General features: G+C 65.1%; 16 protein-coding genes. 10 read left to right on the top strand and 6 right to left on the bottom strand.

The features are described from left to right. Positions 1 to 63: 63 nt before the first annotated feature. The 3 genes from surE (at position 64) to GGC65_RS19385 (ending at position 2,997) form a co-directional block, all read left to right on the top strand. The gene (surE, locus tag GGC65_RS19395) at positions 64 to 828 is read left to right on the top strand and encodes a 5'/3'-nucleotidase SurE (protein ID WP_192648661.1); all 765 of its coding nucleotides are present in this window, start codon (positions 64 to 66) and stop codon (positions 826 to 828) included. A gap of 424 nt (positions 829 to 1,252) precedes the next feature. Next, on the top strand, positions 1,253 to 1,933 hold the full coding sequence (locus GGC65_RS19390; RefSeq protein ID WP_192648660.1) for a murein hydrolase activator EnvC family protein: 681 nt from the start codon (positions 1,253 to 1,255) through the stop codon (positions 1,931 to 1,933). A gap of 26 nt (positions 1,934 to 1,959) precedes the next feature. Beyond that, positions 1,960 to 2,997, top strand: coding sequence for a potassium channel family protein (locus GGC65_RS19385; RefSeq protein ID WP_225940916.1), 1,038 nt, complete (start codon positions 1,960 to 1,962; stop codon positions 2,995 to 2,997). Here GGC65_RS19385 and GGC65_RS19380 read toward each other — a convergent pair. Beyond that, a complete protein-coding gene (locus GGC65_RS19380) occupies positions 2,994 to 3,320 on the bottom strand; it encodes a DUF423 domain-containing protein (RefSeq protein WP_192648658.1) in 327 nt (108 codons plus the stop codon). The genes GGC65_RS19385 and GGC65_RS19380 overlap by 4 nt on opposite strands. Positions 3,321 to 3,384: 64 nt before the next feature. Here GGC65_RS19380 and GGC65_RS19375 point away from each other — a divergent pair, with 64 nt between their 5' ends. The 3 genes from GGC65_RS19375 to GGC65_RS19365 all read left to right on the top strand — a co-directional run bounded on the left by GGC65_RS19375 (position 3,385) and on the right by GGC65_RS19365 (position 7,136). Next, complete coding sequence (locus tag GGC65_RS19375) at positions 3,385 to 4,092, top strand: esterase/lipase family protein (protein WP_192648657.1); 708 nt, start codon at positions 3,385 to 3,387, stop codon at positions 4,090 to 4,092. A gap of 134 nt (positions 4,093 to 4,226) precedes the next feature. Continuing rightward, complete coding sequence (rimO, locus tag GGC65_RS19370; protein ID WP_192648656.1) at positions 4,227 to 5,597, top strand: 30S ribosomal protein S12 methylthiotransferase RimO; 1,371 nt, start codon at positions 4,227 to 4,229, stop codon at positions 5,595 to 5,597. Between the two features lie 66 nt (positions 5,598 to 5,663). Continuing rightward, positions 5,664 to 7,136, top strand: coding sequence for a DUF4403 family protein (locus GGC65_RS19365; RefSeq protein ID WP_192648655.1), 1,473 nt, complete (start codon positions 5,664 to 5,666; stop codon positions 7,134 to 7,136). On the opposite strand, the gene GGC65_RS19360 is transcribed toward GGC65_RS19365, so the two are convergent. Beyond that, positions 7,137 to 8,150, bottom strand: a complete 1,014-nt coding sequence (locus tag GGC65_RS19360; protein WP_192648654.1) for an inorganic phosphate transporter — start codon at positions 8,148 to 8,150, stop codon at positions 7,137 to 7,139. It abuts the gene before it with no gap. Between the two features lie 14 nt (positions 8,151 to 8,164). Continuing rightward, complete coding sequence (locus GGC65_RS19355; RefSeq protein ID WP_192648653.1) at positions 8,165 to 9,289, bottom strand: DUF47 family protein; 1,125 nt, start codon at positions 9,287 to 9,289, stop codon at positions 8,165 to 8,167. A 179-nt stretch (positions 9,290 to 9,468) separates the two neighbouring features. Here GGC65_RS19355 and GGC65_RS19350 point away from each other — a divergent pair, with 179 nt between their 5' ends. Continuing rightward, positions 9,469 to 11,022, top strand: a complete 1,554-nt coding sequence (locus GGC65_RS19350) for a flavin-containing monooxygenase (protein ID WP_413052741.1) — start codon at positions 9,469 to 9,471, stop codon at positions 11,020 to 11,022. Positions 11,023 to 11,025: 3 nt separating this feature from the next. Here GGC65_RS19350 and GGC65_RS19345 read toward each other — a convergent pair whose 3' ends face one another. Both GGC65_RS19345 and GGC65_RS19340 read right to left on the bottom strand, forming a co-directional pair. After that, positions 11,026 to 11,589 carry a hypothetical protein gene (locus tag GGC65_RS19345; RefSeq protein WP_192648652.1) on the bottom strand — a complete coding sequence of 188 codons (564 nt, stop codon included), beginning with the start codon at positions 11,587 to 11,589 and terminating at the stop codon, positions 11,026 to 11,028. Between the two features lie 118 nt (positions 11,590 to 11,707). Continuing rightward, on the bottom strand, positions 11,708 to 12,541 hold the full coding sequence (locus GGC65_RS19340; protein ID WP_192648651.1) for a DUF4163 domain-containing protein: 834 nt from the start codon (positions 12,539 to 12,541) through the stop codon (positions 11,708 to 11,710). A gap of 55 nt (positions 12,542 to 12,596) precedes the next feature. Between GGC65_RS19340 and GGC65_RS19335 the strand changes: the two genes are divergently transcribed. From GGC65_RS19335 to argC, 3 genes are all read left to right on the top strand, one after another. Further along, positions 12,597 to 14,000 carry a leucyl aminopeptidase family protein gene (locus GGC65_RS19335; protein WP_192648650.1) on the top strand — a complete coding sequence of 468 codons (1,404 nt, stop codon included), beginning with the start codon at positions 12,597 to 12,599 and terminating at the stop codon, positions 13,998 to 14,000. An 85-nt stretch (positions 14,001 to 14,085) separates the two neighbouring features. After that, the gene (locus tag GGC65_RS19330; protein ID WP_318780196.1) at positions 14,086 to 15,030 is read left to right on the top strand and encodes a C40 family peptidase; all 945 of its coding nucleotides are present in this window, start codon (positions 14,086 to 14,088) and stop codon (positions 15,028 to 15,030) included. 5 nt (positions 15,031 to 15,035) lie between these two features. Continuing rightward, on the top strand, positions 15,036 to 15,953 hold the full coding sequence (gene argC, locus GGC65_RS19325) for an N-acetyl-gamma-glutamyl-phosphate reductase (RefSeq protein ID WP_192648649.1): 918 nt from the start codon (positions 15,036 to 15,038) through the stop codon (positions 15,951 to 15,953). A 4-nt stretch (positions 15,954 to 15,957) separates the two neighbouring features. On the opposite strand, the gene GGC65_RS19320 is transcribed toward argC, so the two are convergent. Further along, on the bottom strand, positions 15,958 to 16,173 hold the full coding sequence (locus GGC65_RS19320; protein WP_192648648.1) for a hypothetical protein: 216 nt from the start codon (positions 16,171 to 16,173) through the stop codon (positions 15,958 to 15,960). Positions 16,174 to 16,268 lie beyond the last annotated feature (95 nt).

Below are 16,268 nucleotides of genomic sequence, written 5' to 3'. Positions count from 1 at the left end.
CGACGCCACCGCCGAATGGATGCCGGGTCAAGCCCGGCATGACGAAGAAAGAGAGACAGAAACGTGCGCATCCTCCTCACCAACGACGACGGCTATCACGCCCCCGGCATGGCGGTACTCGAGGCGATCGCGCGCGAACTGACCGACGATATCTGGGTCTGCGCCCCCGCCGAGGAACAGTCGGGCGCCGGCCACTCGCTCACCCTCTCGCGCCCGGTGCGTATCCGCCAGCACGAAGAACGCCGCTGGTCGTGCAGCGGCACCCCGACCGATTCGGTGATGATGGCGATCGGCAAGCTGATGCCCGAAAAGCCCGACCTGATCCTGTCGGGCGTCAACCGCGGCGCCAACCTCGGCGACGATGTGACCTATTCGGGCACCGTCTCGGCGGCGATCGAGGGCGCGCTCGCGGGCATCCCGTCGATCGCGCTCAGCCAGGTTTATGCCAAGGAAGGCATGGGCGACAGCGTGCCGTTCGAAGCTGCCGCGGCGTGGGGCGCCAAGGTGCTGCGCCCGCTGCTCGACATGGAAATGGCGCCGCGCACGTTGATCAACATCAACTTCCCCGCGATCGCCGCCGAAGAGGTGCAGGGCATCCGCGTCACCCGCCAGGGTTTCCACGATTATGGCCGCGGCTCGATCGTCGAGGGCACCGACCCGCGCGGTTATCGTTATTACTGGTTCGGGCTCCACGGCATCGAGCACAGCCTCGGCCACGACAGCGACCTCGAGGCGATCGACGATAATTATATCTCGGTCACCCCGCTCCAGCTCGACCTGACACATGATGCGTCACTGGCGGCACTGCGCGGCGCCTACGGCGGCTAAAAATCCAAATAACGTACCGTAACGAGACAGAAGTCTAGCCACCGCCGCTTTGCTTTGGCAAAGGGGGCCATGGGGGATTTCCGATATCATATCGCGGCCTTACTGTGCGCCGCATCGCTCGCCGGCTGCATTCCGGCGACACAGGCACCGCCGCCGCGGCCCGCGCTACCGGCACTGCCCGTGCAGCATGCGCCGGACTTCGAACGCCCGACATGGACGCTCAGACCCGTCGACACCAACGCAGTGCGCATCGCTTCAGGCGTCTATGCCGTCCGCCCCGGCGACACGCTGCGCGCCGTCGGCGAGAAGACCGGCGTGGGGTCCGGGGCGCTCGCGATCGAAAACGACCTCCTGCCGCCCCATACATTGCGTTTCGGCCAGGAACTGCGCGTCCCCGCCGGCCTCTATCACCGCGTCGGCGCGGGTGAGACCGGGATCGGCATCGGCCGCCTATGGCGCCGAATGGGGCGAGATCATCACGATCAATGCGCTGACCGAGCCCTATATCCTGCGCGTCGGTCAGCGCCTCCGCCTGCCCAACGACGCACGTCCCGTTCCGCGCGGTCCGGTCGATGTCGGCGCCCGTGCCGCCGCCTTCCGCCTCGACATCGACGACATATTGACCGGCAGCCAGCCCGCGCTTGCCGAAGCCGATCGTCCGACGGCGGGCAGCGCCACACCGCGCCAACCCGTCACTACCGCAATCGCCGAGCCCGCGACGTTCGCCGGCCGCTTCGAATGGCCACTCAACGGGCCGATCCTTGCGCGTTTCGGCCCGCTCGCGTCGGACCGGGTCAGCGACGGAATCAATATCGCCGCCGCCGCCGGCACCCCGATCCGCGCGGCCGCGGGAGGGGTCGTCGCCTATGCCGGCGACCAGGTCGGCACCTATGGCGGGCTGATCCTGATCAACCATGGCGGCGGCTGGGTCAGCGCCTATGGCCATGCCGGGCGCATCGACGTGAAGCGCGGGCAGAGCGTCCGCATCGGCGACGTCATCGGCCGCGCCGGTGCCACCGGTCAGGTCCAGACGTCGCAACTCCATTTCCAGTTGCGCAAAAATCGCATACCCGTCGATCCGATGAAGCAACTGCCGCCCCGATGAGCAAAGGCCCGTCAGACAGACTGAAGATGCCGCACATCTTCCGCCCGCTGAAACGCGCAAGCAATTGGCCGATCTGGGCCGACGTCATCACGCGGCTCAGCGTCGCCTTCTTCCTCATCGCGATCGTCGTGCTCGTCCACTGGATCGACCGCGCGGGGCTGAAGGACAGCCACGACGGCCAGATCAGCTTCCTCGACGTCGTCTATTTCACGATGATCTCGGTCACCACGACGGGCTTTGGCGACATCGCGCCGGTGTCCGACCGCTCGCGGCTCATCGAGGCGGTGATCGTCACGCCGATCCGCATCATGGTGCTCTTCATTTTCGTCGGCACCGCCTATAATTTCGTCCTCAAACGCACATGGGAAAAATGGCGCATGGCCCGTATCCAGGCAAAGCTCACCGACCATTATGTCGTGCTCGGTTACGGCACCAGCGGCGCGGAGGCGGTCCGCGAACTCATCGCGCGCGGCACCGACCCTGCGTGCATCGTCGTGATCGACCAATCGGGCCCGCGCGTCCAGGCGGCGGAAGCGATGGGTTGCAATGTCCTTCAGGGCGACGCGTCGAACGACGACACATTGATCGACGTCCGGATCGACAAGGCGCATTCGGTCCTTGTCTCGGCCGGGCGCGACGACACATCGATCCTCATGGTGCTCACCGTGCGCCACCTCGCGCCGCACGTCCCGATCAGCGTCGTGATCCGCGCGCAGGACAATGAATTGCTCGCGCGGCAGGCGGGCGCGAACAACGTCATCAATCCCGTCAGCTTTACCGGCCTGCTGCTCGCCGGCTCGGCGCAGGGCGCGCATGTCGCGGATTATATGGCCGACCTCGCCAGCGTCGGCGGCCGCGTCCAGCTGCGCGAGCGCGTCGTCGGCGGCGAAGAAGTCGGGCGCAGCATCGACCAGCTCGCGAGCGGCGGACGCGGGCTGCGCATCTATCGCGCCGGCAAGCCTTATGGTTTCTGGGAGCCCGAGGCACAGCGCCTCGAACATGGCGACCAGATCGTCGAGGTTGTTCGCTGCGAGGAATGCGAAGCGAGCGTGCCCGGCGGTTAACCGCGCCAGTAGATCCAGCCGGCCCAGAGCCAGCCGACGATCAGCAGCGTCCCGCCGATCGGCGTGATCGCTCCGAACCAGCGCGGCGCGCCGAATGCCATCGCGTAGAGGGTGACGGAAAAAATGGCCGCGCCGGCGAGCAGCGTGACCGCCGGACCGCGCGCCACGCCCATGATCGCGAGCGCCGCGACTGCGTGGATCAGCTGGTACAGCCCGCCCGTCCGCAGCCACTCGGCCTCCTGCGGCCCCGACGCGCCATGCGCGCCGAACGCGCCCGCCGCTACCGCTACCGCCGCCGAAATCGCCGCAAATACGCCAATCATCTTCACCACCCTTGCAATGCCGTGCCGATGCGGCGAGCTATAGGCGGACGACAGGGAGAAGGCGATGCCCCGCGACACACCGCTTCCCGAGGGACTGAAACCGCCGAGCCGGCTCGCGACGCTCGGCGAGCTCGCGCTGCCGCTCGACATGCTGCGCTACGGCCTGTCGGGCTATCATCTGATCGGCGCGCCGCGTGGCGATGGGCGCGCGATCGCCCTGCTCCCCGGCTATGGCGCTAGCGAACTGTCAATGCGCCCGCTCGAGGCCTATTTGCGCCACCTCGGCTATCATGTCCGCGACTGGGGTATGGGGCGCAACAACGGCCGCGTCGCCGCCGACGTCGAACGTTTCGCGGCGCAGGCGGCCGAATGGGTCAAGGCCGACGGCGCCCCGCTCACCCTGATCGGCTGGAGCCTCGGCGGCGTCATCGCCCGCGAAACCGCGCGCGCCTATCCGCACCTCGTCCGCGAGATCATCACGATGGGCACACCTATAATAGGCGGCCCCAAATATACCGCGCTCGCGCAGCGCTTCGCGGGGCGCGATTTCGATGCGATCGAGCGCGAGATCCATGCGCGCAACCTCAAGGGCCTGACTCAGCCGCTCACCGTCATCTATTCCGATCGCGACGGCATCGTGGGTCCCGACATCGCCGTCGACATCTACAATCCGCAGGCGCGAAACATAAAGGTCGACAGCACGCATCTGGGGCTCGGCATCAACCCGCGCGTGTGGCGGATCGTCGCGAATACGCTTGCGGGGAAAGAGTAGCGCGTGCCCCTGCGAAGGCAGGGGCCCATCTCCGGTCAGTGCCGTGTTGAAACGTCGGGAGATGGATCCCTGCCTTCGCAGGGATACGGCAAGGGTGACAAAGTGCAAAAAATCGCCTATGCGCCCCGCCAATCATGACAGTCAAAACCCTCCCCACCCAGCCGAAGGTCGGCATGGTTTCGCTCGGCTGCCCCAAGGCGCTGGTCGACAGCGAACGGATTCTGACCAAACTCCGCGCCGACGGCTATGGCCTGTCGCCCGATTATGCGGGCGCCGACGTCGTGCTCGTCAACACCTGCGGCTTCCTCGACTCGGCGAAGGAAGAAAGCCTTGAGGCGATCGGCGAAGCGATGGCCGAAAATGGCCGCGTCATCGTCACCGGCTGCATGGGCAATGAGGCCGAGGTCATTCGCGCGCGCTTCCCGAACGTGCTCGCGGTCACCGGCGCGCATCAGTACGAACAGGTCGTCGACGCCGTCCACGACGCCGCGCCGCCGACGCAGGGGCCGTTCATCGACCTCGTTCCCGAGGGCGGGCTGAAGCTCACGCCGCGCCACTATAGCTACCTCAAGATTTCCGAAGGCTGCAACCATAGCTGCTCCTTCTGCATCATCCCCGATCTGCGCGGTAAGCTCGTCAGCCGCCGCATCGACGCGGTGCTGCGCGAGGCCGAAAAGCTCGTCGCCGCCGGCACGAAGGAACTTTTGGTCATCAGCCAGGACACCTCGGCTTACGGCGTCGACATCAGGCACGACCCGCGCCCGTGGCACGGCCGCGAGGTGCGCGCGCACATGACCGACCTCGCACGCGAACTCGGCCAGCTCCGCACCAGCGAAGGCCGCGCGCCGTGGACGCGCCTCCACTATGTCTACCCCTACCCGCACGTCGACGCGGTGATCCCGCTGATGGCCGAGGGACTGCTGACGCCTTATCTGGACATCCCCTTCCAGCACGCGGCGCCCAGCGTCCTCAAACGCATGAAGCGCCCGGCCAACGAAGCGAAGGTGCTCGAACGGCTGAAGAGCTGGCGCGCGATCGCCCCCGACATCTCGATCCGCTCGAGCTTCGTCGTCGGCTTCCCCGGCGAGACCGAAGAGGATTTCCAGTATCTCCTCGACTGGCTCGACGAAGCGCAGCTCGACCGCGTCGGCGCCTTCCGCTTCGAACCCGTCGCGGGGGCACAGGCGAATGCGCTCGACAATCCGGTGCCCGAAGAGGTCAAGGAAGAGCGTTACCAGCGCATCATGGACAAGACCGCCGCCATCAGCGCCGCCAAGCTCGAAGCCAAGATCGGCCGCACACTTCCGGTGATCATCGACGAGGTCGGCGAGGCCGACGAGGACGGCAGCATCGGCGCGACCGGCCGCAGCCAAGCGGACGCGCCGGAGATCGACGGTCATGTCTATCTGCGCGACGTTGCGGCTACGCTGAAAGCCGGCGACATTGTCGACGTCGAGATCGAGGACGCCGACGAGCATGACCTGTTCGGCGCAGTCGCGGGCTAAGGCACAATATTGGAACGGTATTACCCGTTCGATGTTACCTAGGGACATCGAACAGGGGCCGTACCTATGCATGCCAGGGCATTCGCCGCACTGCTGTTGATCGGATCGCTCGCCGCTTGTGACCGCCAGACTGCGGTCGAAGCCCCGCCGCGCGCGACCGACAAGGCGCCTTCACCGACGCAGAAATCGCTCATCGCGGTGCCGATCAACGCCAATACCGCCTCGCTCAAGCAGGCACTCGAACGCGCGGTCCCGAAAACGCTGTGGACGATCAACCAGCGCGAACGCGCGTGCGTCCAGCCGCAGCGGGTCAAGGTCTTCGGCAAGAAGGTCAAGGTGACGCCGCCAATCGCCTGCACGATCGTCGGCCAGGTAACGCGTGGGCCGCTACGGCTGCGCGGCGAAGGGAGCGAGATCGTTGTCGATGTGCCGCTTCGCGCGACGATCGCCGCCCGCGACGTCGGCGGGGTGCTGAAGGGCGAGACCGCGACCGGCGCGGCGATGGCACATGCGCGCGTCCGCATCGAACTCACCCCCGACTGGCGCACGCAGGGCAAGGCGCGCATCAGCTATGGCTGGACCAAGGCGCCGGGTATCGATTTCCTCGGACGGCGGATCACCTTCACCGATCAGGCCGACGCGAAGCTGAAGCCCGTTGTCGCGGGCGTGGAGCGCGAGGTGAACCGCGAGATCGCTAAGATCGACATCCGCAAACAGGCGGCCGATGTGTGGCGGCAGAGCTTCACATCGCTCGAACTCAACCGGGAAAATCCGCCGGTGTGGATGCGCGTGACGCCGCAGCGCATCCTTTATGGCGGATATCGGGTCGACGGACGGCGGATCAATCTCAATCTCGGGCTGGAGGCGATCACCGAAACCTTCGTCTCGGGCCGCCCGACCGATCCCGCGCCGACCCCGCTGCCGCGCCTCGTCCGCGAAACCCCGAAACCGCATCTGGACGTGCGCGTACCGGTGATCGCCGACTATGCGCAGCTCCAGCCTGTCGTCGACCGCGCGCTCGCCAAACGGTCGCTACGGCCGTTCGTACTGCCAAAGTTGGGCCCGATGATGGTGAAGTTCGGTAAGTCGACAATCTATGGTGCCGAAGGCGGACGGATCGCAGTCGGCGTCGACGTCGAAGCAAAGCTGGAACTACGGTCGGGCGAACCGACGCGCGGCCGCATCTGGATGACCGCGATCCCGGCGAACAAGCCCGGTTCGGCCGAGGTGCATTTCGACGACCTCGTCATCAACGGCGACACCGACGGCGTCGGCGGCGACCTTCTGATCCTTCTCGGCCGCAGCGAGGGTTTCGCGCCGTTGATCGCCGAGGCGCTGACCCAGAATTTTACGCGCGACCTCGACGAGCTGCAGGGCAAGATCAAGCGGGCGGTGAACCAGCGACGCGAAGGCGCCTTCGTCATCCGTACCCGCGTCGACGGCTTCGAAACCGGCGAGATCAAAGCCTATGGCAATGGCCTCTATCTGCCCGTGCGGATGGTCGGCGGTGCGAGCGTCGATTATCGTCCGGCGCGCTAATCAGAAGAGGCGCGTAATCCCATAAAAGGCAGCCGCGACGATCGCGCTCGCCGGGATGGTGATGAACCATGCCGCGACGACATTGCCCGCGACGCCCCAGCGCACCGCGCTCGCGCGGCGCGCGACGCCGGCGCCGATGATGCTGCCGGTGATCGTGTGCGTCGTCGACACCGGGATGCCGAGCAGGCTGGCGGTGAAAACCATGATCGACCCGCCGGTCGACGCCGCAAAGCCCTGATGGTGCGACAGCTTGGTGATGCGCCCCCCCATCGTCTCGATGATCTTCCACCCGCCCGATAGCGTACCGAGCGCAATCGCGATGTAGCAGCTGAACGCCACCCAGTGCGGGACATGGAATTCGCCGCCGAGATAGCCGGTCGAATAGAGGAGGACGGTGATGATCCCCATCGTCTTTTGCGCGTCGTTAAGCCCGTGGCTGAGCGAATAGGCGGCAGACGAAAAGAGATGGAGGTGGCGGAAGGTTTTTTCGGCGAAGCTCGCAGTCGCGCGGCGCAGCGCCCAGCTGCTGACCAGCATGACGATCATCGCGAGCAGCATGCCCAGCATCGGCGACAGGAAGATCGCGATGACGGTCTTGTTGAGCCCGGTCCATTCGATCCCCTCAAACCCTGCATGCGCAACGCCGGCACCGACGATTCCGCCAACGAGCGCGTGGCTCGACGAGGACGGGATGCCCTTCAGCCAAGTGACGACGTTCCAGAACATTGCGCCGACGAGCGCGCCGAACACGACCGCCGGGGTTACCAGATCCTTGTCGATAATCCCCTTGCCGATCGTCTCGGCAACCTTGTGCAGTTCGGGGAAGATGATCGACAGGAAATAAGCGGCAAAGTTGAAGAAGGCGGCGAACAGCACCGCCTGTACCGGCCGCAGCAGCCGCGTCGCGACGACGGTCGCGATGCTGTTCGCCGCGTCGTGCAGGCCGTTCAGGAAGTCGAACGCCAGCGCGAGGATGACGAGGCCGACGAGAAGCGGAAAAGCGAGTTCGTGCATGGTTCGCGCCCCGCTTATGCGTGGTCGATGACGAGGCCGTCGATTTCGTTCGCAACATCCTCGAAACTGTCGGTGACGCGTTCGAGATGGCGGAAGAGTTCGCGTGCGATCAGGAAGCGCGTCGGGTTCGCCTCGCCATGCTCGCGGAACAGGCGCTTCAGCCCGGCGGCGTGGATTTCGTCGGCATGGCCCTCCATGCGCACCAGTCGCTCGGTGAGTTCGTGGAGACGCGGGCCGTTGGCGCCGATGTTGCGGAGCAGCGGCAACGCCTCGGCGGTCAGCCGCGCAGCATCAACGATGATGCCGCCGATGTCGCGCATCTCGGGCTCGAACTCGGTGACGTCGTAAAGGTCGACCGCGCCCGCAGTCTTCTGCATCTCGTCGATCGCATCGTCCATCGAAGCGATGAGGTCGGTGATTGCGCTACGGTCGAACGGGGTCAGGAAGGTGCGGCGAACGGTCTGCAAGACTTCGCGGGTGATCGCGTCGGCATCATGTTCGCGCTCGATGATTTCCTGAACATGGTCGGCCATGCCCTCACCGCCCTGCAGCATGCGTGAGAGCGCGTTGGCGCCGGCGACGAGCGTCGCGGCGTGGCTTTCGAACAGTTCGAAGAAATTTCCCTGTCGCGGCAGCAAACGCTGAAACCATGCGAACATCCAGCTAACCCCTGTCTTGTCTGCTACATTGTGGACGACGCTCCGCGGCTGCGCGACGGCGCGAAAACCGCCGTCACCGAACGAGCGGATCAGCGCCTGCAAATCGGGCTCTTCCACGGCCGATGCGGCATCGCGGAACGAGAACCATTTGCGGTCGCGTTCGTCCATTTCCTTCCAGTCGCTGAGCTCGTTCGTGACGGCCAGCGGGAAAACTTCGACATCATATTTGATCGCCGCGCCATTCGCGCGGCGCTTGCGATATTCATAGCTGCCGATCGGCGTCGGGCAGACCGCACCGATCACCCCTGCCTCTTCCTCCGCCTCGATCGCAGCGGCGGCGTGCCGCGTGATGCCGGTCAGCGGATTGCCCTTCGGCACCACCCAGCGTTTCGTCTCGCGCGAGGTGATCAGCAGGATTTCGGTCGGGCCATCCTGCGCCGGGCCGCCGAATCGATAGGGAAGAACCGCGATCTGGCGCATGAAGATCAATCCTTTCCTATAGTTGATGCGGCATCATGGCTGAATGGTGACAATTGGGTTTCGCCCCTATGACAATAATGTGACAGCGACAAGGGAGGCGGCCCCTCACACCCATACTTTCATCGCTGTCAATTCGATTGCAAAATGCAACGCGGTGCGTAAGCTGCGCCCAAAGACAAATGGGAGACGAGCGTATGGCAGGCACGGCGACGATGGAACGCCCCGCAGACACGAAGGCTGCACCGGTCGATCAGGATGTGCTGATCGTCGGTGCGGGCATTTCGGGCATCGGCATGGCCGTACATTTGCAGATGAACTGCCCCGACCGCAGCTTCGCGCTCGTCGAGCGCCGCGAACAGCTCGGCGGCACATGGGACCTCTTCCGGTACCCGGGCATCCGTTCGGACAGCGACATGCACACGCTCGGCTTCGTTTTCGAACCGTGGAAGCATGAAAAATCGATCGCCGACGGCCCGTCGATCCTCGAATATCTGAACCGCATCGTTGACGAACGCCATATCCGCGAACGCATCCGTTTCGACAGCAAGGTCGTCGGCGCCGACTGGGACAGCGCCGCGGCGCGCTGGACGGTGACGATGGAGGACAGCAAGGGCGGACGGTCGACGACGACCGCGCGCTGGCTCTACCTCGGATCGGGCTATTATGACTATGATGAGCCCTTCGACGCGCAATTTGCGGGCCGCGAAGATTTCCAGGGCCAGATCATCCACCCGCAATTCTGGCCGAAGGATCTCGACTACAAGGGCAAGAAGGTCGTCGTGATCGGATCGGGCGCGACCGCAGTGACGATCGTGCCCTCGATGAAGGAGGCCGCGCACGTCACGATGCTCCAGCGCACGCCGACCTGGTATTTCATTCGGCCGGCCAAGGACGGCTTCGCGAACTTCCTCCGCAAATTCTTGCCCGAGGGGCTCGCGTACAAGATCACGCGGTTCAAGAATGTCCGGCTGCAGGACATCGCCTTTCGCCGCGCGCGCGAAAAGCCCGAGAAGGTCAAGGAATTCCTGACGAAGAAGCTGCAGGCGAGCCTCGGCGACCGTTATGACGCCAAGGCCTTTACCCCGCCCTATAATCCGTGGGACCAGCGCCTGTGCCTCGTCCCCGATGCCGATTTCTTCGAAGCGATGAAGGCCGACAAGGCCTCCGTCGTGACCGATCATATCGAGAAGTTCGATGCGACGGGCATCCAGCTCAAATCGGGCAAGCATCTCGACGCCGACATCATCGTCACTGCAACGGGCCTCAAGCTCGCGGTCGCGGGCAAGATCCCGGTTCGCGTCAACGGCGCCCCGGTCGATTGGCACGACCATTTCTATTACAAGGCGTGCATGTTCTCGAACGTGCCGAACTTCTCGGCGGTGTTCGGTTATCTCAACGCCAGTTGGACGCTGCGCGCCGACATCGTGTCCGAATATGTCTGCCGCGTGCTCAACCATATGCGCGATACCGGGACGACCGTCGCGACGCCCGCGCTCGCCGACCCGTCGAGCCTTGAAGAGGAAAATGTCTTCGATTTCTCGTCGGGCTATATCCAGCGGTCGCTGCACATCATGCCCAAGAGCACGGTCGCGCTACCGTGGCGGCTCAGCCAGAATTATGTGCAGGACCGGATCGACATGCGGACGGGCGCGATTGCCGACGGCGTGCTGACGTTCAGCAATGCGCGCGCGGCGGCTGCGGCTGCACCGGCGGAGCTTGAGGCTGCAGAGTAACCGTCAGGCGGCGCGCTTGGCGCGCCGCCGCCGGACCAACCAGAAGATCAGCCCACCGACCGCGAGCAGCGCAATCGGACCACCGATCCGCAGCGCCTTGGCGCCCGTCTCATATTGTTCGATGAATTCGAGCGCGGGCGGCTTGGTCGCACTGCCAAGTACATTCCACTCGGTGATCTGCATGGGCGCGTCGTTCTGCGCATAGAAGCGGAGCGACACGGTCGTCCATTTCCCTTTGCCCGTGCCGACCACGACCACCTCTTCCTGCCGTTCCTTGAGTCCCGGTGTGACGTTGGTCTTCCAGTTATAGGAGGCGAGTTGCCAGGTCGCTTTCCCGTCCGGGCACTCTCGCGGCAACATCGGCACGGCGTCCGCCGCCGACGACGCGATTTCGGGATGCAGCTGGCTCGTCATGCTGGCGGGATCGGTACAGAAACGCTCGCCGATCGCGACCAGCTCCTTCTGCCGCTCGGGCGACACCATCTTGTCGAGCGCCGCCTGAAAGCTGCAACCGCCAAGCGCCGCGACCAATACCGCCGCCCAACCGACCCGATAAAACCGACGCATCCATTCTCTCCCCCTGCCTTGCCCAGAGTGAAGATGCCGGATTCCGCGACGACAATCCAGTTCGAGGAGGGCTGCCAGCCGGGTCAGCTCCCGGAGCGGTTCGCTGCGTGTTCTTCCCCTAATTGATCGGAAGAAAATCGCGCGCGTATTCGTCTTTTACGACCCGGACGAGCGCGCCAGTGACCGGGACGTTAATCTTGTACGAACCCTCCGCATAGGGACCGATCTCATAGGGGGCGATGGCGATGGTCATGCGGTCGAGATATCGGCCATCCGCCGAACCGAGCCACACCGTCTGGGCCGACGCGGGCGGGCATTTGGCAAAGACGCTGTCGGGCGCCTCGTCCGCCACAATGCCTTTGGCGGCCTTTGCGCGCTTGATCGCCGCACAGAAGGGTTCACGGATCGCAGCATCGAAAGCTTCGCTGCTCGTGAACAGGTCGAGCGGCTTCATCTGCTTGCGTCGGTTGCGGTCCCAGATCAGCGTATCGAACGTCTGCATCCCATGCGCGCCGCCAGCATAGGTTTCGATCTCGGCCGAGAGGCTGAGGAAGCGCGGCGTGTTGGTCACGCGTTGCCAAATTTGGCGATGACTGTGCGCGCGATACGGAAATTCGCCCTTCTCGGCCGCCGCCTTGTCGCGCTCCGCCGCCGCGACGAGCGCCTCGCGTTTCGTCGCCCGGTCGCTGTCGAGCGCCTTTGCGAGCTCGGCGATTTGGGCGGCTTCTTTAGGATAAGCGTAGTCGAATTCGATCAGGTCCGTCTTCTCGGTGACGTTCGACGCGGGCGCACCCTTCGCGGCTTCGTCGGCGGCCGCCCCGGAAGGGGCGCCGGATACCGACGCGGCGGCGACCTTGTCCGCCTTCGTCGGCTTGTCGTCGGAACAGCCCGCCAGCAGCAGCGCACCGGCAAGAACGGAAGTGGCATTTCGCCAGAGCGTTTCAGTCGTCATGTCGACATAACGCCGGGAATCGACAAAATATCCCGAGCGGCCTAGCACCGCGTGCATGACCGACTATTCCGACTTGATCCAGCCCGACAAGGGGCAGGACGCGCGCCCGATCCACCTCGTCGACAAAAAGGGCTATGACGAGTGGCTGAAGGGGCGGAGCGCCCGCGAACGCGCGCATCTTGCCGCGGTCGGTTTCAAACCCGATGCCTTCGTCCACGCGATCCTGCCCGGCGACGATCCCGAAAAATGGGCGGTCGTCACGACCGTCGCGAAGGTCGAGAGCCTGTCGGCTTGGTGCCTCGCCAAGCTTGCGCAGATCCTGCCCGAAGGCCGCTACCGGGTGGAAGGCCAGCAGCCCGGCAAGGCGCTGTTCGGATGGATGAGCGCGCAATATCGTTTCGACACCTATAAAACGAACCCGCCCGTCAAGGGTCCGCGCGTTTTGCTGACGACGGACGTCGGCGCGATCGCGCCGATGGTCGCCGAGATGCGCGCGACCGCGCTCGTCCGCGACCTCGTCAACACGCCCGCCGCCGACATGGGCCCCGCGGCAATGGAGAAGGCGGCCGAGCGTATCGCCAAGGCGCATGGCGGCAAGCTGACCGTGACCAAGGGCGAGGCGCTCGAACAGGGTTATCCGATGATCCATGCGGTCGGGCGTGCGGCGGCGAAGCATCACGCGCCGCGGTTGATCGAAATCGAATGGGGCAAGGATAGCCATCCGCACATCGCGCTGGTCGGCAAGGGAATCAGCTTCGACAGCGGCGGGCTCGACATCAAGCCCGCAGCGGGCATGCGGCTGATGAAGAAGGATATGGGCGGCGCGGCGCACGTACTGGCGCTCGCTGAGCTGATCATGGCGAGCGGGCTGCCGGTACGGCTGCACTGCCTCGTCGCCGCGGCCGAAAATGCCATCTCGTCGGACGCCTTTCGTCCCGGCGACGTCCTTAAGAGCCGCAAGGGGCTGACGGTCGAGATCGGGAATACCGATGCCGAGGGACGGTTGGTGCTGGGCGATGCGCTGGCGAAGGCGGGCGAAGGCAAACCCGAACTGATCGTCGATTTCGCGACATTGACCGGCGCCGCGCGCGTCGCGCTCGGCCCCGACCTTCCGCCGCTATTCGCAAATGACGACGCGCTCGCTGACGCGATGCTGGCGGCTGGGATCGAGCGCGACGATCCGCTGTGGCGGATGCCGCTGTGGGACGGCTATGCCGACCTGCTCGAAACCGACATCGCGGACCTTGGCAATGCGGGCAGTTCCGCTTTTGCCGGATCGATCACGGCCGCGCTGTTCCTGAAGCGCTTCGTTCCCGAAGGCACCCTGTGGGCGCATCTCGATACCTTCGCATGGCGCCCCTCGGCAAAACCGGGACGCCCGAAGGGCGGCGCCGCGCTCGGGCTTCGCGCCGCGTGGGCGATGTTGCAGGCGCGCTACGACCGGCGTGGGAAAAACTGAACATTCTTGATAAAGCAGGGTCTGCTGGTCTAATGGCGCGCGATTGTCCGCCGCGCGCGGAACCCAGCTTTTTACAGGACGGCAAGTGACAGCAGAAAGTGGCGATAATATTGCGGCAAACCGCGTGCGCATGGGACGTCCCGGCGCCGCTGGCGCGGGCCGCGATCGCTTTGGTCTGACCGGCACGTCGCAGAGCTTCGACCCGCGCGTCGTTGCGATCCGCCCCGATCTGGCCGATATCGCCGTCGCGGGAACGCATTTCGCACCGCATTATGCCGCGCCGATGATGCAGAGCGGCGTGCTGCCTGCGGCATCGCTACGCGCCTCACCCTCGGTCGACGCCGACCAGACGAGCGAATTGCTGTTCGGCGAAGGCTTTGCGCTGCTCGATCTCACCGGTGGTTGGGCGTGGGGGTACTGCCTAGCCGACCATTATGTCGGCTATCTCGCCGCCGAAGCGCTCGCTGCGCCGATCGCGCCGACGCACCGCGTCGCGATGATCGAGGCGATGCTGCACAGCGCGCCCGACGCCGCAAGCGGCGGCCCCGCCGTCCTGCCGCGCGGTGCGCTGGTGATGGGCGAGCCCGAGGGCAAATGGCTCGCGACCTCGCACGGCTATTTGCCGCTCGCGTCGCTGGTCGAGGTCGGGACGCAGGTCAGCGACCCGGCCGAACTCGCCGAACAGATGATCGGCACACCCTATGTCTGGGGCGGCCGCACCGCGAAGGGCATCGACTGTTCGGGCCTCGTCCAGCTGGTGTGGGGCGCAGCCGGCGTCCAGTTGCCGCGCGATAGCGACCTGCAGCTTGCTTCGCTGGGTGCCGACAAGGATGTCGATCCGACGGAACTAGCGCGCGGCGACCTTGTCTTCTTTCCCGGGCATGTCGGCATCATGGCCGACGGCCAGACCATCATCCACGCCAGCCGACGATGGATGGCGGTGAACAGCGAACCGCTGGCCGACGTGATCGCGCGTTCGGCGGCGAAAGGGAATGATGTGCCGGTCACCGGCTATAAACGATTGCGGTAAATATCATGACACAGACGGTTTTCATCGACGGCGCGGCGGGAACGACGGGCCTCGAAATCGCCGAGCGGCTCGCCGGGCGGGACGAGTATTCACTGCTCACCCTCCCCGATGCCGAACGCAAGGACACCAAACGTCGGGCCGAGGCTCTGAACGGCGCAGATTTCGTCATCCTCTGCCTGCCCGACGCTGCGGCGATCGAGGCGGTCGCGATGATCAACAACGAGCGCACGAAGGTCATCGACGCCTCGACCGCGCACCGTGTCGCGCCGGACTGGGCCTATGGCTTCCCCGAACTGAATGCGGGCCAGCGCGAAGCGATCGCCGCCTCGACACGCGTCAGCAATCCGGGCTGCTATCCGACCGGCTTTCTCGCGCTCGTCGCGCCGCTGGTCGCCGCGGGCATCGTACCGGCCGACGCGCGGCTCAGCATCAATGCCGTGTCGGGCTATTCGGGCGGCGGCAAAGAGTTGATCGCACGCTTCGAGGCCGAGACCGATATCGGTTTTCGCAGCTATGGCCTGTCGCTCAATCACAAGCATGTGCCCGAAATGCAGCAGGGCGCGGGCCTGACGCATCCGCCGCTGTTCGCACCGGCGGTCGTTCCGGTCTATCGCGGGATGCTGGTCGAGGTGCCGCTGAGCTTCGACGCACCGACCGCCGATGCGGCATTCGATGCGCTTGCCACGCATTTCGACGGCTCGCCGCTGGTGTCGGTCCGCCGCGGCGAGGAAAGCGAATTGCTGCTCAGCCAGAAGGACGAGGCCACCGACCGGATGGAGCTCATGCTCTTTGCCGACCCGAGCGGACGCCAAATCCGTCTCGTCGCGCGGCTCGACAATCTCGGCAAGGGCGCGAGCGGCGCTTGCGTCCAGAACCTCAATATCATGGCGGGATTGCCCGAAACCGCGGGCCTGCGAATCTAGGCGATCAATGCACCGTGTCGAGAATGTCCTCGACCGACAAATAGGTGATTAGGCGTTCGATCTGACGCCAGCGTGCGAAATGGACGTGGTTGCCGAGCACGCGATATTGCTCGGCCCGCGCCGCGGCGGCGAAACCGGCCTCTTCGCCATGCATGCAGATCAGAGCGTGAGCATCCTCGACCGCATCGCGGTCGGTGAGAAAGGGTGCTGGCAGGTGCATCTTATTTCTGGTCCGTTCCGTAGAGCAATCCTTCTACATCCGGCCCTCTCACCGCGCCGTTCCCAACCGTGATGAACGATCGGGTAAGGTTAATT

The sequence above is a fragment of the Sphingopyxis sp. OAS728 genome (assembly GCF_014873485.1).
In the GTDB taxonomy this organism is placed as follows: domain Bacteria; phylum Pseudomonadota; class Alphaproteobacteria; order Sphingomonadales; family Sphingomonadaceae; genus Sphingopyxis.
This window is presented reverse-complemented; position numbering and strand designations above follow the sequence as displayed.